This window comes from Lentzea rhizosphaerae (assembly GCF_042649515.1).
Classification (GTDB): domain Bacteria; phylum Actinomycetota; class Actinomycetes; order Mycobacteriales; family Pseudonocardiaceae; genus Lentzea; species Lentzea aerocolonigenes.
This window is the reverse complement of sequence record NZ_JBHRZI010000015.1, coordinates 888,586-908,875: the sequence shown is the minus strand read 5'-3', so window position 1 is coordinate 908,875 and position 20,290 is coordinate 888,586. Positions and strand designations below refer to the sequence as shown.

Sequence of the window (20,290 nt, the reverse complement as noted above, 5' to 3'; positions counted from 1 at the left end):
GCCCTTGGGGACGGCGACGCCGGTGCCGTTCTGGAAGTAGTTGATCATGTCGAGGACCTTGAGGCGTTCCTCGGTGGCGCCCATGGTGGTCGCGGTGAAGTCGAACCGGCCGCCCTGCAGACCGGGGATGATGGTGTCGAACTTGACGTTGTCGATCTGCAGCGTCACCCCGAGCTTGGCCGCGATCAACCGCGCCATGTCCGGGTTGAACCCGATCGGCGTCTTGTTGTCCGTCGCCATGAAGGTGGTCGGCGGACTCGACAGGTCCATCGCCACCGAGATCCTGCCCTTGGCCTTCACCGCTTCCGGCAACAGCTTCACCGCGGCGGGATCCGGCTGCACGCCCGCTGAGATGTCGTCGGTGTGCTCGACCTGATCGGACTCCTTGGGCTGGCTGGCGTCGACCGACCCGCACGCGACCAGCGCGAGTGTCAGGGACGTCGCGGCGAACGCGGCACGCAGTGGTGTGGTGACTCGCATGGTGGCCGTCCTTCTTCAGACTGGGAACGTGGTGCGGGACGAGGCGGTCCGCTCACTTCAGGAGGTCCTTGAACTTGTAGTAGGCGCCTGCGAAAGGCAGGAACCAGGGCGGTCCGAAGTGCCCGGGGATGCGGGTGAACTTCAAGTCGCGCCAAGGGTTCGCGCTCGTCGTCCCGTTCAGGTACTCGGCCATCTGCTTGCCCATGTGCGTGGCCATCTGCACGCCGTGACCGGAGTAGCCGAGCGAGTAGAACAACCCGTCGCGCTCACCCGCGTGCACCATGCGGTCCATGCTCATGTCGACCAGACCGCCCCAGCAGTAGTCGACCCGTGCCTTCGCGAGCTGCGGGAAGACCTCGGTCATCGCCTTCTGCAGGATGCGTCCGCACTTCTCGTCGGACTGCGGGTTGGACATGGTGAACCGCGCGCGGCCGCCGAACAGCAACCGGTGGTCCGGGGTGATCCTGAAGTAGTTCAACAGGTTCATCGACGTCGACGCCATCCGCCTGGTCGGCAGCAGCTCGTCGCAGACGTCCTCGCCCAGCGGCTCGGTCACGATGATGAAGCTGCCGACGGGTGCGATCCTGACCTGCTGCCAGCGGAACGGCCGGCCGGTGTACCCGCTGGTCGCGACGAGGACCTGATCGGCCCGGACGGTGCCGCGCGCGGTGACCAGCTCGTGTTTCGTGCCGCCCAGCCGGCGGAACTGCTCGACCGGCGCCTTCTCGTGGATCGTGGCGCCTGCCCGCACGGCCGCCTCGGCGAGCCCCTTCGTGAACTTGCCGACGTGCAGCCCCGCGCTCTTCGTGTCGACCGCCGCGCCGTGGAACCGGTCGGAGCCGATCTCCGCACGGAGCTCGTCCCTGCTGACCAGGCGCTGGTCGAAGCCGAGCCCGGCCAGCATCTCGGTCGTCTTGCGCATGCCGTCGAAGTGAGCGGGCTTGGACGCGAGGCTCAGCTTGCCGGTGCGGGCGAAGTCGCAGTCGATGCCCTCGTCGCCGACGAGCTTCTCCACGGTGTCGACCGCGTCGTGGTACGCGAGCAGGTACGCCTTCGCGGTGTCCAGGCCGTACCGGCCGATCGCGTCGCGAAAGCCGATCGACAGGCCGGTCGTGGCCATACCGCCGTTGCGGCCAGACGCACCCCAACCCACCGTCTCCTTCTCGAAGACGTGCACGTTGACGCCCTTGCGGGCCAGGTGCAAAGCCGTTGACAGGCCGGTGAGACCCGCTCCGACGATCGCGACGTCGACGTGGCCGCCGATGTCGGTGCGCGACCGGTCAGGGCCGCTCGGAGCGGTGTCGAGCCAGTAGGGGGTGAACTTCATGGCTGTTCTCCAGCTCTTCAGGTGCGGGGCAGGCCGAAGAGGACGGGGAGGTCGGCGATGTCGGTGATCCGCTTGCAGCCGAGCCACGGGTGGTCCGGCTCGAACCCGCGGTCCATGTACACCTTCTTGTCGAAGCCCATGACGGTCGCGGAGCGGAGGTCGTACTTCGGGCTCGCCGAAACCCACGCGATCTCGTCGGGCGTGGCGCCGAGCTTGTCCAGCGTGTACCGCCACGCGTGCAGCCGCGGCTTGTAGCAGCCCATCTGCTCGGCGGTGATGACGACCTCGAACGGAGCCTTGAGGTTCTCCGCGAGCTGCGGCGCGTGGACGTCGTCGGTGTTCGTCACGATGACCAGCGGAACCTCCTCGGCCAGGCGGTTCAGGGCCTCGGTGACACCGGGGTAGGGGGTGAACGTGGGGATCTGCTCGTACACGGCCTCAGCGTCACCGGCGCGGTACTCCAAGCCGAAGTGGTGCATGGTGCGCTCCAGCGAGTGAGCGATGATCTGGTGGAACGGCTTCCAGTCGCCCAGGGTCTCGTCGTACCGGAACTCGTTGCCCGTCCGCCGGAACTCCTCGGCGATCTCGGCCGGGAGCCGGTCGCCCAGGACCTCGCGGATCACGTCGTTGATGCGGAAGTGGATCAGCGTCCCGTTCATGTCGAACGCGACGAACTTCGGCTTGCTCTCGAACTCCACTGTTCCTCCTGTGTTCGACCGTCGTTTGTCGATTGTCGACCATCTTGGGAGGGCTGTCAACGCCGCATCGCCTCGACCCGCGGGCCGGGTCGATGGAGTGCAGGGGCGTTCCCGGGTCGACGAAGGCGCTGGAGCATGCGCGGCGGCAGTCGGCTGCCCGTGGGTGTACCCGACGGCCGGATTGGTCCGACCGGTCGCGACACCGGCCGAGCGGGCCAAGCGCCGCGACACATACGGGACCGGTTTCTGATGCAGTGGCGGACGAAGGTGCTCGGCAATCCCCCAGGCGTGTCCAGGCCGTCACGTTCGACCCGGCCACGTAGTTGCCTGACGGCAGGACGACTCGACGCGCTGGAGCAGGGCATCTGGTCCAGTGAGGCCGGCGACGGACAGTTGATCCACCACGGCGGCAAAGGCTCGACCTTCACCTCGCCCGCTTCATGCAACGCTTGGCGGACAAGGGAATCCTGCCGCTGACCGGTTCGGTCGGCGACTCCCGCGACAACGCGCTGATGGAGATCTTCTTCGCCGCACTGAACAAAGTTGCACCCTCACCTCCTTCCGTAACAGGGCATGACAGCCAGCGATACATCCCGCAGCGGCGGAATGCGAGGAGTTGTCATGGCTGAGCGGGGCCTGACGAGCTGCGGCACACGGGCGGTGCTCGGTTCGGCGATGCTCGTGCAGCTGTCCTGCGCGGTGGGCAACGTGCTGCTCGCTGTCACCGAGTCCGTGTGGTGGCCGCTGGCCGCGGGCGTGGGCTGGTGGGGTGTCGCGGTCGCCGTGGCGATCCAGGCCGAGGCGGCCACGACGCCCGGATCGAGAGCGCCGCGCGTGGCGCCGACGCCGATGGCTCCGGCTGTTCCAGCTCGTCGCGCCTGAAGTGCGCGTCTTCGCGTCACGGTGTCAGGGCTGACAACTGTGGCAGATTTCTGCCACTGCTCCCCGGTGTCGCCCAGCTTGCTGGAAGGTGACGTTGGTTCGCGAGTGGGGCCGGCCGTTGAGCCCTCGTCCCCGCTGCGGACCCGTGCTCCACCACGGCCTGTCTGTTCGCGAAGAAGCGGAGGGAAGAGCAGGGTGAAAACAGCCGTCATTGTCAGAAGGTCGTTGTTGGCCCTTGCGGTGCTGGTGTCCGCTGCACTGCTGCCGGTCACGGTAGACCAGTCGCGTGCCTCGGCCGCAGTCCAGGAAACGTATTACGTCGCTCCCGACGGAAGCGATGACAATCCGGGGACGATCACGGCCCCGTTCAGGACGTTGCCGCGTGCACGGGACGCTGTTCGTGCGGTGAACGCGAACATGACCGGGGACATCCACGTCCAGCTTCGCGGGGGGAACTACCCGATTGGCAGCACCGTGGATTTCACGCCGAGAGACTCGGGCACGAACGGGTACCGCGTCATCTATTCCGCGTACCAGAACGAGACGCCGGTGCTCAGTGGTGGCGTGCAGGTGACCGGCTGGACGCAGCACGGCGGCAACATCTGGAAGGCTCCGCTCAATCGCAGCAACAAGCTGCGGGCGCTCTACGTCAACGACAAGCGTGCCTTCATGGCCACCAAGACGATCAACTCGCAAGGGTGCTACGGCACGTACAACGTCACCGCCGGTCAGGCTCCATGGGCGTTGGAGTCGGGCTCGCAGTGTGACGGCGCCAAGTACAGTTTGGCTGATCTGCCCGCGATATCCCGCAACCCGGACGACATCGAGATCGAGACGGCGACCACCTGGCAGACGGCCATCGCCGGGGTCCGCCAGGTCACCACCAGCAGCGACGGCGCCAACCGCGTTGCGCTGTTCCAGCAACCGGGTGCGGCCATCGCGCAGGGCGCGTTCAACGGCAACTTCCAGTCCGGCGGAAGCCACAAGTTCATGAACGCCTACGAGTTCCTCGACGCGCCGGGCGAGTTCTACTTCGACAAGTCGAGTCAAACGGTCTACTACTACAAGGCCGACTCGGAGAACATGGCGACCGCGACGGTCTATGCGCCGAACAACGTGTCCACCCTGCTTCGGGTCGCCGGCACGTCCACGACCAACCACGTACGCAACATCACGTTCTCCGGCATCACGGTGCAGCACTCGGACTGGAACCTCTTCAACGTGGCCGGCTCCGCGTTCAAGCAGGCCCAGCAGGGCGGTCTCGGCAACACCGTGTACGTCAAGGGCAACTTCCACGTCTACTACTACCGCAATGTCGACACCACACCGGGCATCATCCAACTGGAGAACGCCGACGGGATAGCCCTGCTCCGCAATCGGGTGCAGCACACCGGTGTCGACGGGATCAACATGGTCAACGACGTGCAGAACACGCAGTTGATCGGGAACTACACGAACGACGTAGCCGGGTCCGCCATCACCGTGGGCCATCCGCAGCACGTGTACATCGGTGACCACACGCCGACGAACCGCGAGAAGTACTCCGCGCAAGTCGAAGGACTTCCGAAGAACATCGAGATCAAGAACAACTACCTCTACGACAGCGCCGTGTTGTTCAACGGGCACAGCCCCATCGCGGCGTTCTTCGTCGACACCCTGACGGTGCAGCACAACCGGATCGAAAAAGCCCCGTGGAACGGCATCACGCTCGGCTGGGGCTGGTGGAACTTCGACGGCTCATCGGGCTCTATCGCGCCCAACCGGCCGACGACCACGGCGCGGAACAACAACATCAGCTACAACCACATCATCGACACGGTTCAGCGCCTCAACGACACGGCCCCCATCTACACGCTCGGCAGCCAGCCGGGAACCACGATCAACAACAACTACCTCCAGGGTGTCCCGTCCGGGCACAAGTACGGACTTCACCCGGACGAAGGATCGGCGTACATCACCTTCCGCGACAACGTCCTGAGCGTGGACAAGAACGTCACGTGGCTCATCAACTCCGACGACTTCGGACGCAAGCACGACCTGAGCATCACGCAGACGTACGGTCCGATCAACAAGGTCTCCAACAAGAACCTGCCCAACAGCACCGTCCAGGACATCCTCGTCTACTCCGACTACGTCTGGCCGGCGGCGGCCCACGGCATCGCCGTGAACTCCGGTCTGGAGGACGCCTACCGGGATGTCATCCCGCAGAGCAACCTGTCCCGGCCGGACTACGCTCTGCCCGGCAGCACGTTCGTCGGCGCCGGCGGGACGTCGATCCCGATCCGGAGCACCGGCGACGCGACCAGGACTGTCTGGCTGGCTCCGCCGGGTACGACGACCTTCGCGGTCGGCCCGACGATGACCAGGGCGAGCGGGACGGCGACGACGATCGACGTCCCGGCCACCGCCGGTGACTACCGGCTCTACGTCCTCGACGCGCAAGGGAATCGGTCCGCCGAGTCGAAGTCGCTCGTGCGGCGGCAGGGCGGGAGCGGGCAGCAGGGCGCCACGATCGTCGGCGGCCAGTCCGGCCGCTGCATCGACATCAGCGGCGCGAGCACGGCCAACGGCGCACAGGCGCAGTTGTGGGACTGCCACGGCGGCACCAACCAGCGCTTCACCCACACCTCGGGCAAGCAGCTGCAGGTGTACGGCAACAAGTGTCTGGCCGCCAGCAACGGCGGTACCGGCAACGGCACCGCGGTGGTGATCGGGGACTGCAACAGCCAGACCAGCCAGCAGTGGAACGTCAACGCCAACGGCACGATCACCGGTGTGCAGTCCGGGTTGTGCTTGGACGCCAACGGCGCCGGCACCGCGAACGGAACCAGGATCATCCTCTGGACCTGCAACGGCGCCGGCAACCAGCAGTGGAGTCTGCGCACCTGACCACGGGGAGGGCGCTGTGCCGCAGGACTCCCTGCGGCACGGTGTCCTTTGTCGAGGATCGCTCACCATCCCGTGTGGACCTTCCGGCCCGGTGGGTTTCGCGCTGCCTCCACCTGTCGAACGGGATCGCATGAGACTGATCAGTAGTTCACAAATTGATCAGGGAGTGGCAGCAATGAGTCATACAAATATCGTCGGCCACTCGAGGGGGCCTGTGGTCCGTACGGCGCTGGGCGGTCTCCCGCCGCCGGACTACGGGCTGGAGCGATCGCCTGTGTGTCGAGAACGACCTGGTCGACGGCAGGGCCGGATGACTCGGCTGATCGGCGTCGGCTTGCGCCTTGTGGAGCAACCTGACTCATTCGGGCAACATGTACGACCTATTGACCGGGTCTGGCCCAGGCCCTACCGTGGAAACGGTCCGACTAATTGTTCGCTGGTCAACAAACGAATCGCGCGTGTCGGCGCGCGGCCCTGCCCTCGATTCGAGGAGTACCCGTGACAGTGCTGTCTCGTACTCTGTCCAGACCTTCGTGCCCGACGCGGTGGCGCTGCCTGTGATCACCACCAGGCGCGCTTCGCCGCCTCGCTGAGCAGCCGCAGGGCCGAGCTCGTCGACCGGGTTCACCAGCACCCGTCTTCTCCGGTCCGCCCAGGACCACGTCCGGAGCGCCGCCGCCCCCCCGGAACGTCCATCCGTTGTGGACACAACTCGGAACTGTTGCCAGCACGACGACTCCTGGCTGGCGGACAAGGAGTTCACGCATGGCTCGGGGGCGGTTCGCGGCCGTGGTCGCGGTGATGCTCGCTGTGGTCGGTACGACGGTTCCGGTGTCGGCGGCCGGTTCCGCCGCCGCCGCGGTGCCGGACGTGAACGGGGTCGCCGCGGGCGACGCCGCGATCCGGTCGGTCGACCTGGCCGGCAGGTGGAGTTTCACGCCGGCGGGCCGGCCCGCGACAACGATCACCGTGCCCGGTGGTGGCTGGTACAAGCAAGGCTTCACCGACGTGTCCGAGGCGACGTACTCGCGCACCATCACGGTGCCCGACTCGGGGCAGCCTCAGTCGGCGTGGATCGAGTTCGGTGCGGTGAACCACCAGGCGACCCTGTCGGTCGACGGACGGGTCGTCGCCACCCAGACGACCGCGTACACGCCGTCGAACTTCGACATCACCTCCTTCACCACGCCCGGCACGACGCACACGATCAGCGTGAACGTGAAGGGCCGCAACGCGTTGAAGACGCCGGCGGGCAAGTACCTGGTTCCCGACGCCGCCAACTGGTCGGAGGCGGTTCCGCAGGGGATCTTCCGTTCGGCGTTCCTGCGCGTGTACCCGGCCGTGCACGTGAGCGACGCCTTCGTCCGCACGTCGGTGACCGATCAGACCCTGACCTACGACGTGACGGTCGCGAACACCTCCGGCAGCGCCCGCACCGTGACCCTCGGCGGCACGCTCGCCTCCGACAACGGACAGGCCTTCGCCTACCCCGCGCTGCCCAGCCGCACGGTCACCGTCGCGGCCCGCTCCACCGCGACCGTGACGGTCGGTCCGGTGGCGTGGACTCTCGGCGCGGCCTCGTACTGGTGGCCGAACGTGCCGTATCGGCAGGGACATCGCGCCCAGCTGCACCGGCTGTCGGTGCACGCGACCACCGACGACGGCCGCACCAGCGACGCCACGTACCGCTTCGGGTTCCGGGAAAGCACCCAGAACGGCGAGTACTACCGCCTCAACGGCGTGCGGGTGAACGTGCGCGGCGACAACCTGCAGGGCGCCAACTACGACCGGGTCGACAACGGTGGCAAGGGTGACGCCTTCGACACGCTGCCGGGCTTCCTCCCGCCGTCGGCCGGCAACGGCGGCTGGCCGCAGGCGGTCGACAACTACCTGCGGCTCAACTTCAACGTCGTCCGCATCCACCAGGAGCCGGCCAGTCCGTACATGCTCGACGTGGCAGACGAGCTCGGTCTGATGATCATCGACGAGACCGCGATCCGCGGTGCCGGCAACGCCCAGGACTTCAACGCGGGCCGCGCCAACATGGTGGCCCACGCCCGTGCGCTGACTTTGCGCGACCGCAACCACCCGTCGATCATCCGTTGGAGCCAGGTCAACGAGCCGAACCTCGCCGACTCCGACTCCGAGCAGTTCCAGAGAGACCTGTACGCGGCCGTGAACGGTGCTGACGGCACCAGGCCGATCATCACCGAGCTCGCCCCCGGCGGGGCGCCCAACCGGTATCCCACCATGACGCAGGCGAACTTCAACCTCGTCCCGCACTACCTCGACGGCACCGGCCGCTACGGCGAGCAGACCTGGTCCGTGGCAGGCCGGCCGGACGGTGAGGGCGAGTACATCTGGCCGGCGTGCAGCAGCAGGCAGGGCTTCACGTGGTTCGCCACCGCGACCGCGGCCAAGCGCGGCAAGGACACCAGCGACCTGCGGCCCTACACCCTGCTGTCCGCCTGGGCGAGCGTCATCCCCGGTGTGCGGACCACGGACTTCACCCCGGAGGAGGGCGGCCGTCCCGTCTACGGCGCGGACAACCTGCCGGACCCGTGGAGCAACGCCCAGATCCAGCGGGTTCAGGCCGGGTTCAACCCGATCGCCGCGATCGACCTGCCCTACTGGTCGGCCTCCGGCGTGTCCGACGCGAACGGTGGCTTCCCGCTGCCGTCAGCGGTTCCGGGCTTCGCGGGCAACACCAGGGTCGACCGCACCATCACCGTCTTCAACGACGACCTCAGCGGTACCGCCGTGGACTTCGCCTGGAGCGCCCGCCTGGACAGCCCCACCGGTGCGGTGATCGCCTCGGGCAGCACGACGCTCACCATCCCGCTGGGTTCGCGCGTGCAGCAGCCGGTGTCCTTCACGACCCCTGCCAGCGGCTCACGGGTCTACCTCGTCCTGTCCACCAGCAAGTCCGGCGTCACCACGTTCACCGACACCGCCGAGTACTTCACCCTGGGCGCCGGCCAGGGGCCCACGCCCGGCAAGTACCGCATCGTGAACCGCAACAGCGGCAAGCCGCTGGCCATCGCCGGCAACTCCACCGCCGACGGTGCCAAGGCCGTGCAGCAGAGCGGGAACGCGACCTGGACCGTCAGCGCCGGGCAGAACGGATCCTTCACCCTGCGCTACGACGCGACGGGCAAGGTGCTCGACGTCAACGGTTCCTCGTCCACCACGGGCCTGCAGCTGCAGCAGTGGACCGCGAACGGCGGCACCAACCAGCAGTGGTTCCTGCGGTCGGCGGCCGGCGGGTTCTTCACGATCGCCAACGTCGGCAACGGTCTCGTGGCGGACGTGTACGGGCAGTCCACGAGTGACGGTGCCCAGGTCGTGCAGTGGACCGCGAACGGCGGTGTCAACCAGCAATGGCAACTCCTGCCGCAGAACTGAAGGAAACCGCACGGGGAAAGAGGAAGGCGCATGGCACGAGTACTGATGCTGGCGGGGGACGCCGCGGAGGAGCTCGATTCGATGTACCCGTTGTTCCGGCTGCGGGAGGACGACCACGACGTCGTCGTGGCCGCGCCCACGACACGTCCGGTGCAGCTGGTGGTGCACGACTTCGAACCGGGATGTGACGCCTACACGGAGAAGCCGGGTCGTCGGTTGCCCGTGGACCTGGCGTTCGCGGACGTGCGTCCGGAGGAGTACCAGGCGCTGGTGATTCCGGGTGGCCGGGCACCGGAGTACATCCGCACCGACCCGGACGTCGCCCGCATCGTCGCGTACTTCTTCGCTCACGAACTCCCGGTCGGCACGATCTGCCACGGTCCGCAGGTCCCGGCCGCACTGGGACTCCTGCGCGGTCGCACGACCGCCGCGTACCCGCCGCTGAAGGTCGACGTGGAGCAGGCCGGCGCCACCTTCGCCGACGGGCCGGACGTCGTGGACGGCGCGATGGTGTCCTGCCGCGGCTGGCCCGACCTGCCTCAGTGGTCGCGTGCGTTCCTGCGGGTTCTGGCGAAGTCGGGTGTTCCCGCCGAGTGATCGTCCACAATGGACGGCTGCGCGAACGTCGGTCGGGAAGGGCTGCTTCGACCGCTGGGTCAAGGGGCCAAATTGGCTGATATGTGACACCGTCACGACCTTGACCGTGCGAAAGGCGGCTCATTACTTTGACGGAAGACTGAATTCCCTGCTGTAGCAAGCAGTTCTCGGGGTTCGGAGGACTCAATGGTGAGCTCGTCCAGGCGTGACCTGATGACGGCCGCATCAGCTCCGCCACTGTCGGTCAGGGGACTGGTGAAACGCTTCTCCGGCGTGATGGCGTTGCAGGGCGCGGACTTCGGCGATCCGGCCGGACTGTCCACAATGGGCTTCGCCCGCCGGGCGGAGGCGGGTCGGCGGCAGGTCGGCAACGGCCGCACGGGTTCGCACCTGTCGTGGGCCGATCCTCGGCGGGGCTGGGACTTCGTCTCCACCGGACTCGGAAACGGATCGGTTCGTCGGTGCACGACGCGGTGTTCGGCTCGGACGGCAGAGCGGCCGGCCGGGGCCGGCTGACGAGAGGAGACGGTCGTGGCCGAACGAATCGGCTTGTGGTTGAACGGTGCCAGGGGATCGGTGGCGACCACCGCCGTGAGCGGGTTGCTCGCGTTGCGCGCGGGTCTGGTGCCGCCGGTCGGCTGCGTCACCGAGCTGCTGGACGCGCACCTGGCACCGTGGGGCGCGTTCGTGGTCGGCGGGCACGACATCGTGACCACGCCGCTGGCGAAGCGGGTCGAGTCCCTGGTGCGCGACGGCGTGCTGCCGTACGACGTGACGGGAGGTATCGCGAGCGGGCTGGACACCGTGGATGCGGAGATCCGGCCCGGTTACGACCCGGCGGCGTTGTCCGGAAGCCAGGCCGACGCCGCCCGGCGGCTGGCTGCGGACATCGCCGACTTCCGCGCCCGGCACGAGCTGGCCCGCGTCGTGGTGGTGAACGTGGCGTCGACCGAGCCACCCGTGCGGGTCGAGCACGACTCGCTCGCCACGCTGGAGGAAGCGCTCGCCGTGCCGGGAAACGTCGTGCTGCCGCCGAGCTCTCTCGTCGCCTACGCCGCTTTCCGAGCGGGATGCGCCTTCGTGGACTTCACGCCGTCCACCGGGGTCGCGGTGCCGGCACTGGCCGAGCTGGCGGTGGCGAAGGGACTGCCCTACGCGGGAAGGGACGGCAAGACGGGGGAGACGCTGCTGCGGGCGGCGCTCGCACCGATGTTCACCTCGCGAGCGCTGCGCGTGCTGTCCTGGACGGGCACGAACCTGCTCGGCGGTGGTGACGGGGCGACGCTGGAGGACCCGGCGCACGCGGACAGCAAGCTGGCGTCCAAGACCAGGGGGCTGGCGGCGTTGCTCGGTGAGGACGTGACCGCGCCCCTGCACATCGACCACGTACCCGATCTCGGCGAACGCAAGACGGCGTGGGATCACGTGTCGTTCGAAGGGTTTCTCGGCGCGCGGATGTCACTGCAACTGACCTGGAGCGGCCTGGACTCGTCCCTGGCCGCCCCGCTGGTGCTCGACCTCGCCCGCCTGATGGCCGCCGCCCACGCGGCGGGCCGGACCGGCGCCCAGGGCGCGCTCGCGTTCTTCTTCAAGGACCCGTTGGGCAGCGACGAGCACCGGCTCGCGGAACAGGCCCGCGAACTCCACGAGTGGGCCCGAACCCTGGGCACACGCTGACAGATCGATCCACCAGGTTGGACTCCGCTGCGCAACCCTTTCCCTGCAAAGGAGCAGGCGTGAACACCACCACGAGGAAGCGACGAGGCCGGCGAGCGGTTCTGCCAGTGCTCATGGCCCTGTTGTCCGTCATCGCCTTCGCCGTGCCGGTGCGGGCGGCGGACGAGTCCATCGCCGTCGACTTCTCCACGGGCGCCGGCGCTCCGACCTACCGGGCGTCGGGCTGGATCTACGGCATGACCGAGAACGCGTCCGGGCCCGCGGACAACTTCTACCGCGACGTGAAGTTCCGGTACATGCGCGCGGGCGGTGCCCAGCTCGACAGTCCGGGCGGCTGGGTGTCCGGGAAGTACGACCGCCGGTGGAACTCGACGCGCGCGCAGCTGTTGCGCACCCGTGCGCTGGGCGGCGAGTTCGTGTTGCTGCCGCACGACCTCTGGGGCGCGGACGGGTTCGCGATCTCGCGCTTCCCCGGTGACAACGGCAACTGGACCGACTACGACAACTTCCTCACCCGCCTGATCAGCGACGTGCGCGCCACCGGTGTGCCCGTCCAGTGGGACATCTGGAACGAGCCCAACATCACGTTGTTCTGGAACCGCCCGCAGTCCCAGTACTTCGAGCTGTGGCGCCGCACGTACCAGCGCATCCGGGCGGAGTTCCCCACTCAGCTGATCGTCGGGCCGAGCTGCGCGTGCACGCCGTCCACCGGCGGCTGGTGGCCGCAGTACCTCGACTTCGTGCGCTCCACCAACACCGTGCCGGACATCATCAGCTGGCACTCACTGCCCGGTGATCCGGTGTCGAACGTGCAGGTGGCGAACCAGACGCTCGACTCGCGCGGCATCCCGCACCCGAGGCCGTACCAGATCAACGAGTACGGCGCGTCGAACGAGCAGAACCCCGGCGACGGCTCGTGGTACATCTCGCGGCTGGAACGGGCGGGCGCGGACGGCCTGCGCGCCAACTGGGCCGGCGGCGGCAACCTGCACAACGACCTCGGCAACCTGCTCGTGCGCAACTCGGCCGGGCAGCACCAGCCGAAGGGGGAGTGGTGGGTCTACCGCTTCTACGGCTCGCAGACCGGCCAGATCACCACGGTCACGCCGAGCCAGAACTACGACGGGTTCGCGACGAAAGCACCGGGTGAAGCCAAGGTGCTGGTCGGCGGCGGTCGCACGACGGGCAACATCGCGGTGAACCTGCGGCGCCTGGACGCCACCGAGGGCATCGTGAAGAACAACCAGGTGCGCGTGCTCGTCGAGCGCATCCCGTACAACAACGGCGGCGCCGTCTCGGGCCCCGTGACCGCCATCGACACGGTCGTGACGCTGAACAACAACGGCACCACGGTGAACCTGCCGCACTCGAACGTCGACGAGTCCTTCACCATCACGGTCCTGCCGCCTTCCGGCACTCCTGGTGGGGCCTTCCAGTCCACCGCGGTCGCCCAGCACTCGCAGCACTGCCTGACCAACCCCGGCCGCAGCACCGCCGACGGCACCCGGCAGCAGCAGGTCACCTGCGGCACCGCCGACGAGCAGCGGTGGAACTTCAGCCCGGTGGCCGGAACGGCCGACACCTTCACTGTCACCAACCAGCAGTCGGGCAAGTGCCTGGACGTCAACGGAGTGTCCACAGCGGACGGTGCCGCGGTCATCCAGTGGAACTGCAACGGAGGGACCAACCAGCAGTTCACCCTGCGGAAGGTCACCTACGCGGGCAGTGCTCCCACCGACTTCCAGCTCGTCGCCCGGCACAGCGGCAAGTGCGTCGCGGTCGTGGGCGCCTCCACCGCGTCGGGTGCCCTGCTCGACCAGCGGACCTGCAACCCCGTGAACCAGGGCAGCCCGCTCAACCAGACCTGGCGCCTGCCCGGCCGCCAGACCACCTAGCACCACCTCGGCCCGCACTCCCGGCAACGGGGAGGCGGGCCGATTTCCGCCCCTTTCTGGGAGCGCTCCCGGAAAGGGGCGGAGCGGCAGACACCTTCAACGAAGAAGGACGATCATGGCCTCGTACCTCCATCCTCCGGCGCCGCCGCCGGGTTTTCGCGCGTTCCGCGGTCTTCTCGCTCGTCTCGGCCGGCGCCGTGACGCTCGCACCGGGTCCCTCTCCGACGGGTCCGCTCACCCGGACCTGCTCGACGTGCCGAATCCCCGGCCGTCCACCGCGAACCCCGCATCAGCGCGTCAACGAGACCCGAAGGTATGACCTCCCATGAGAAACCGACTCACCGCGGCGTTCTCCGCCGCGCTCCTGACCGTGGCCACAGCCGTCGCGGTGGCCACGACCGCCGCACCGCCCGCCGCTGCCCACACCGTCAACCCGGCCGACTTCCAGCAAGTCGAACTGGCCAAGGGCGTCGCCGAGATGGGCGAGCCGATGTCGATGGCCGTGCTGCCGGACCGCTCTGTGCTGCACACGTCCCGCAACGGCACGCTCCGCCGCACCACGGCGGCCGGCGCCACGAACGTGATCGCCAACATCCCCGTCTACACCCACGACGAGGAGGGGCTGCAGGGCGTCGCCGTGGATCCCGGCTTCGCGACCAACCGGCACATCTACCTCTACTACTCGCCGCCGTTGTCGACACCCGCCGGTGACGCGCCGTCCACCGGGACGAACTTCTCCCAGTGGAACGGCGTGAACCGCCTGTCGCGGTTCACCCTCAACGCCGACTTCACGCTCAACACGGCGAGCCAGGTGACCGTGCTGGACGTGCCGACGAGCCGGGGAATCTGCTGCCACGTCGGCGGTGACATCGACTTCGACGCGGCGGGCAACCTGTACCTGTCCACCGGCGACGACAGCAACCCGTTCGACTCCGCCGGCTACACGCCGATCGACGAGCGCTCGGGACGCAACCCCGCTTACGACGCGCAGCGCAGCGCGGGCAACACCAACGACCTGCGCGGCAAGGTGCTGCGGATCAAGGTGAACGCCGACGGGTCCTACTCGATCCCGGCCGGCAACCTGTTCGCGCCGGGCACGGCCCGCACGCGGCCGGAGATCTACGCGATGGGCCTGCGCAACCCGTTCCGGTTCAACGTGGACCCGGCCACCGGCACGATCTACCTCGGTGACTACGGACCGGACGCCGGCTCGACCAGCTCCAGTCGCGGACCGGCCGGGCAGGTGGAGTTCAACCGGATCACCTCGGCGGGCAACTACGGCTGGCCGTACTGCACGGGCACGAACACCACCGATGAGAACTACGTGGACTACACGTTCCCGTCCGGGCCGTCCGGCAGCCGCTTCAACTGCGCCGCGCCGGTCAACAACTCGCCGAACAACACCGGCCTGACCAACCTGCCCGCCGCGCGCCCGGCGTGGATCAAGTACGACAACTGCTCCTTCGCCGCGTTCGGCTGCGGGTCGGAGTCCCCGATGAGCGCGCCCGTGTACCGCTACGACGCGAACAACCCGTCGACCGTCAAGTTCCCCGCCTCGCTGGACGGGCACGTGTTCGCCACCGAGTTCGGCCGGCGCTGGATCAAGACCATCGACGTCAACCCCGACGGTTCCGCCGGGCAGGTCGGTGACTTCCCCTGGCGCGGCACCCAGGTCATGGACGCGAGCTTCGGTCCGGACGGTGCTCTCTACGTGCTGGACTACGGCACCGGCTGGGGCAGCGGTGACGCGAGCTCCGCGCTCTACCGCATCGAGTACATCGGTCCGCAGGGCAACCGCGCGCCGGTGGCACGGGCGTCGGCCAACCGCCTGTCCGGCACCGCGCCGCTGACCGTGGACTTCTCGTCGGCCGGCTCCTCCGACCCGGAGAACGGCGCGCTGACCTACTCGTGGAACTTCGGTGACGGCAGCACGTCCACGGCGGCGAACCCGAGCCACACCTACACCGCCAACGGTCAGTACACCGTCACGCTCACGGTGAGAGACCCGGCCGGGCTCACCGGCAGCACCAACGTGATCATCACCGTCGGCAACACCGCACCTGTCGTCACCTTGAACACCCCGGTCAACGGAAGCCTGTTCAGCTTCGGCGACAGCGTCCCGTACACGATCACGGTGTCCGACGCGGAGGACGGGACGATCGACTGCACGAAGGTGACGTTGTCCTACCACCTCGGCCACGACAGCCACTCCCACAAGATCACCTCGCGCAACGGCTGTTCGGGGACCATGGAGATCCCGGTGGACGGTGAGCACGACACGGCGGCGAACATCTACGCCGTCTTCGACGCCGAGTACACCGACAACGGTGCGAACGGCGTGCCGCCCGCGACCACCCACACCCAGCACGTGCTCCAGCCCCGGCACCGCCAGGCCGAGCACTACACGACGCAGTCCGGCACGGGCCTGTTCGACAAGACGGCGGCAGAGGGCGGCCGCACCGTCGGCGACATCCACAACGGCGAGTGGATCGCCTTCGACAACTACAACCTCACCGGCGCGAACCGGTTCACCGCGCGCGTGTCCTCCGCGGGAGCGGGCGGCACGATCACGGTGCGCACCGGCTCCCAGACCGGTCCGGCCGTGGCCACGCTGACCGTGCCGGTGACTGGCGGCTGGGACACGTTCCGGGAGGTCTCCACCGCGCTGACGAACGTGCCCACGACCACAGACAGGCTGTACCTGACGTTCGCCGGCAGCGGCACCGGTTACCTGTTCGACGTGGACGCCTTCACGTTCGACACGTCCTCGGGTGGCGGCGGCCGCACCGGGCCGATCACCGGGGCGGCGTCCGGCAAGTGCGCCGACGTCACCGGCGGCAGCAGCGCCGACGGCACGCGGATCCAGCTGTACACCTGCAACAGCGGCGCGAACCAGCAGTGGACGGTCGACGGGACCACGTTGCGGGCGTTGGGCAAGTGCATGGACGTCGCGAACGGCGGCACCGCCGACGGTGGAGCCGTGCAGCTGGGGACCTGCAACGGTGCCACGAGCCAGAACTGGTCTGCCGGAGCCAACGGTTCCGTGGTCAACACCAAGTCCGGCAAGTGCCTCGACGCCAACGGCGCCGGCACGGCCAACGGCACCGTGCTGATCATCTGGAGCTGCCACGGCGGCACGAACCAGCGCTGGACGTTGCCATGACGACTCCGCCGCGTGCTTCCACACCAAGGAGGATGAGATGACCTACCAGGCTTGGCGACGGGCGCTCGGCGTGGCCGCCGCGGCGCTCGTCGTGGGCGGGGTCGCACCCGCGCCACCGGCGGCGGCCGCGGACGCGCCTTACGACGTGCTGGTGTTCTCCAAGACAGCGGGCTTCCGGCACGACTCGATCCCCAACGGCATCCAGATGATCCGCGAGCTGGGCGCGGCCAACAACTTCACGGTGACCGCCACCGAGGACGCGGCGCAGTTCACGACCGCTAACCTCGCGCAGTACGAGGCCGTGGTGTTCCTCAGCACCACGGGGGACGTGCTGAACGCCACCCAGCAGAGCGCCTTCGAGTCCTACGTCCGCGGCGGCGGCGGTTACGTGGGGATCCACTCGGCGGCCGACACCGAGTACGACTGGCCGTTCTACGGCGAGCTGGTGGGTGCGTACTTCGCGTCGCACCCGGCCATCCAGCAGGCGACGGTCCGGACGGAGAACCGTGCGCACGCCGCCACCGCGCACCTCTCCCCGGCCTGGGTGCGCACCGACGAGCTGTACAACTACCGCGCCAACCCGCGTGCCAACGTCCGTGTTCTGTCCACTTTGGATGAATCCACGTACTCCGGCGGGTCGATGGGGGCCGACCACCCGATCACGTGGTGCAAGCCCATGGCAGGTGGACGCTCCTTCTACACGGGTCTCGGTCACACGAAGGAGAGCTACACCGAACCGGCCTTCCGCACGATGGTCCTCGGCGGCATCCGGTACGCGGCGAACAGGACCAAGGCCGACTGCCGTCCGGAGACCGGATACACGACCCTCTACAACGGGTCGACGACCGGGTGGACGCAGGCGGGCCCCGGCGGGTTCACCAACAGCGACGCCACGCTCACCTCGTCCGGTGGCCTGGGCATGCTGTGGTACAGCGCCAAGGAGTTCCGGTCGTACTCCCTCAAGCTGGACTGGCGGATGCCGGGAGACGACAACTCAGGTGTGGTGCTCGGGTTCCCGGCGGGCAGCACCCCGGACTCGGCTCTCGCCAACGGGTACGAGGTCCAGATCGACGCGACGGACACCGCGGACAAGACCACGGGAGCGATCTACGGGGTCAAGGCCCCCGACACCGCCGCCAGGGACGCCGCGCTGAACCCGCCCGGCGAGTGGAACACCTACGAGCTGCTCGTCGAGGGCGAACGCCTCCAGGTGTTCCTGAACGGCGTGAAGATCAACGATTTCACCAACACCGATCCGGCCAGGTCGCTCACCTCGGGGCACATCGCCCTGCAGAACCACGGGTCCGGTGACGACGTGTCGTTCCGCAACGTCCGGATCAAGGAGCTGGGCGGGACGGTTCCGCGCACCGGGCGGATCACCGGCGGCTCCGGCAAGTGCGTCGACGTCGCCGGCGGCAGCAGCGCGGACGGCACGAAGATCCAGCTGTGGACCTGCAACACCAACGCGGGTCAACAGTGGACGGTCAGCGGGAACACGTTGCGCGCCCTCAACAAGTGCATGGGCGTCGCGGGCGGCAGCACGGCCAACGGCGCGCAGGTGCAGCTGATGACGTGCAACGGCAGCGGATCGCAGAACTGGACGGCCGGGGCGAACGGCTCGCTGGTCAACCAGCAGGCGAACAGGTGCCTGGACGCCAACGGAGGCAGTTCGGCGGACGGCACCCAGCTCATCCTCTGGACCTGTCACGGCGGCACGAACCAGCGCTGGACCCTGCCGTGAGCGGCTCGACCCAGCGGCAGACCTTCTCAGGAGGTGCGGAATGAGACTCTCGGCAGTCTCGCCGGCGGTGCGGGCTCGCATCGCCTTGGCGGTGACCGTGTTGGCCGCGGCCACGTTGACGTGGTCCACACCGGCACCCGCGGCGGCGGCGACCACAGGACCGTGTGACATCTACGCCAGCGGTGGTACGCCCTGCATCGCGGCGCACAGCACGACGCGGGCGCTTTACGGTTCGTACAACGGAAATCTCTACCAAGTCAGGCGTGCGTCGGACAACACCAGCAAGGACATCGGGTTGCTGGTCGCGGGAGGCAACGTCAACGCGGCGACGCAGGACACGTTCTGCGCCGGCACCTCGTGTGTCATCACGGTGGTCTACGACCAGTCCGGTCGCGGGAACGACCTGTGGTACCAGGGATCGAGCGTGGTCCCGGGGTCGCCGCAGAGCCGTCCCGCGAACGCGACCTCCGAATCGCTGGTGATGGGTGCCGACAAGAGCAAGGCGTACTCGCTCTACATCAACCCCGGCAACAGCTACTGGCGGGACGGCAGCCGGACCGGTGTCCCGACCGGCGCCGCGCCGGAAGGCATGTACATGGTGACCAGCGGTACGCACGTCAACGGCGGCTGCTGCTTCGACTACGGCAACAGCGAGACGACCCGCAAAGCCGACGCCGCCGGGGCGATGGACGCCATCAACTTCAGCACGCAGTGCTGGTTCGGCGGCTGCCAGGGCCGCGGTCCGTGGGTTCAGGCGGATCTCGAGTGGGGCCTGTTCCCCGGCGGAAGCCAGCAGTGGAACCCGAACCAGCGGGCTTTCACGGACAAGTTCGTCACGGCGATCCTGAAGAACAACGGGACCACGCGGTTCGCGCTCAAGGGCGGCAACGCCCAGGCGGGCGATCTGACGACGTTGTACGACGGCTCGTTGCCCAACGGCTACAGCCCGATGAAGAAGCAGGGCGCGATCATCCTGGGCAGCGGTGGTGACTGCTGCAAGCCCGACGGTGGTGCCAACCTCAGTGCGGGCACCTTCTACGAGGGCGCGATGGTCGCGGGCTACCCGTCCGACGCGACCGAGAACGCCGTGCAGGCCAACATCATCGCTGCCGGGTACGGCGGTGGCGGCGGCAACGTGCCCGTGCCCGGTGGCGCTGTGCGTGCGGTGGGCGCGGGCAAGTGCCTGGAGGCGCCGAACGGCACCGCGGGCACGCAGACCCGGATCTGGGACTGCTCGGGCAGCGCGGGCCAGAAGTGGGCCCGGTCGGCGTCGGGTCAGCTCACCGTGTTCGACGGCACCGCCCAGCGGTGTCTCGACGCGTACGGCCAAGGGACCACCGCGGGCACCAGGGTGGCGATCTGGACGTGCAACGGCCAGTCCAACCAGCAGTGGAACGTCAACGCCAACGGCACGATCACCGGCGCGCAGTCCGGTCTGTGCCTGGACGTGTCCGGCGCGTCCACGGCCAACGGCGCGCTCGTCCAGCTGTGGACGTGCAACGGCCAGTCCAACCAGCAGTGGAGCTTGACCTGATC

General features: G+C 68.2%; 13 protein-coding genes. 10 read left to right on the top strand and 3 right to left on the bottom strand.

Annotated features, from left to right (window positions below; genetic code table 11):
- From ACFOWZ_RS21405 to ACFOWZ_RS21395, 3 genes are all read right to left on the bottom strand, one after another.
- The coding region (locus ACFOWZ_RS21405; RefSeq protein ID WP_382375055.1) for a transporter substrate-binding domain-containing protein at nt 1–480 on the bottom strand (480 nt) is incomplete at its 3' end.
- Between the two features lie 52 nt (nt 481–532).
- Entirely contained in the window at nt 533–1,807 is a 1,275-nt protein-coding gene (locus tag ACFOWZ_RS21400) for an NAD(P)/FAD-dependent oxidoreductase (RefSeq protein WP_382375053.1), read from the bottom strand.
- A gap of 17 nt (nt 1,808–1,824) precedes the next feature.
- A complete protein-coding gene (locus tag ACFOWZ_RS21395; protein ID WP_382375051.1) occupies nt 1,825–2,505 on the bottom strand; it encodes a haloacid dehalogenase type II in 681 nt (226 codons plus the stop codon).
- 621 nt (nt 2,506–3,126) lie between these two features.
- On the opposite strand from ACFOWZ_RS21395, the gene ACFOWZ_RS21390 reads away from it, so the two are divergent.
- The 10 genes from ACFOWZ_RS21390 to ACFOWZ_RS21345 all read left to right on the top strand — a co-directional run bounded on the left by ACFOWZ_RS21390 (nt 3,127) and on the right by ACFOWZ_RS21345 (nt 20,288).
- Nucleotides 3,127–3,387 carry a hypothetical protein gene (locus tag ACFOWZ_RS21390; protein ID WP_382375049.1) on the top strand — a complete coding sequence of 87 codons (261 nt, stop codon included), beginning with the start codon at nt 3,127–3,129 and terminating at the stop codon, nt 3,385–3,387.
- Nucleotides 3,388–3,804: 417 nt separating this feature from the next.
- Nucleotides 3,805–6,276, top strand: coding sequence for an RICIN domain-containing protein (locus ACFOWZ_RS21385; RefSeq protein WP_382375047.1), 2,472 nt, complete (start codon nt 3,805–3,807; stop codon nt 6,274–6,276).
- Between the two features lie 765 nt (nt 6,277–7,041).
- Entirely contained in the window at nt 7,042–9,681 is a 2,640-nt protein-coding gene (locus ACFOWZ_RS21380; protein WP_382375045.1) for an RICIN domain-containing protein, read from the top strand.
- A 30-nt stretch (nt 9,682–9,711) separates the two neighbouring features.
- Nucleotides 9,712–10,278 (top strand): DJ-1/PfpI family protein, encoded by a 567-nt coding sequence (locus tag ACFOWZ_RS21375; protein WP_382375043.1) that lies wholly within the window; start codon nt 9,712–9,714, stop codon nt 10,276–10,278.
- A gap of 189 nt (nt 10,279–10,467) precedes the next feature.
- Entirely contained in the window at nt 10,468–10,794 is a 327-nt protein-coding gene (locus tag ACFOWZ_RS21370; protein WP_382375125.1) for a hypothetical protein, read from the top strand.
- A 15-nt stretch (nt 10,795–10,809) separates the two neighbouring features.
- Nucleotides 10,810–11,955, top strand: coding sequence for an inositol-3-phosphate synthase (locus ACFOWZ_RS21365; RefSeq protein WP_382375041.1), 1,146 nt, complete (start codon nt 10,810–10,812; stop codon nt 11,953–11,955).
- Nucleotides 11,956–12,014: 59 nt separating this feature from the next.
- Nucleotides 12,015–13,850, top strand: a complete 1,836-nt coding sequence (locus ACFOWZ_RS21360) for an RICIN domain-containing protein (RefSeq protein ID WP_382375039.1) — start codon at nt 12,015–12,017, stop codon at nt 13,848–13,850.
- Nucleotides 13,851–14,175: 325 nt separating this feature from the next.
- Nucleotides 14,176–17,013 carry a PQQ-dependent sugar dehydrogenase gene (locus ACFOWZ_RS21355; RefSeq protein ID WP_382375037.1) on the top strand — a complete coding sequence of 946 codons (2,838 nt, stop codon included), beginning with the start codon at nt 14,176–14,178 and terminating at the stop codon, nt 17,011–17,013.
- Nucleotides 17,014–17,050: 37 nt separating this feature from the next.
- Entirely contained in the window at nt 17,051–18,754 is a 1,704-nt protein-coding gene (locus ACFOWZ_RS21350) for a ThuA domain-containing protein (RefSeq protein ID WP_382375035.1), read from the top strand.
- Between the two features lie 40 nt (nt 18,755–18,794).
- Entirely contained in the window at nt 18,795–20,288 is a 1,494-nt protein-coding gene (locus ACFOWZ_RS21345) for an arabinofuranosidase catalytic domain-containing protein (RefSeq protein WP_382375033.1), read from the top strand.
- The last annotated feature ends 2 nt before the right edge of the window (nt 20,289–20,290 follow it).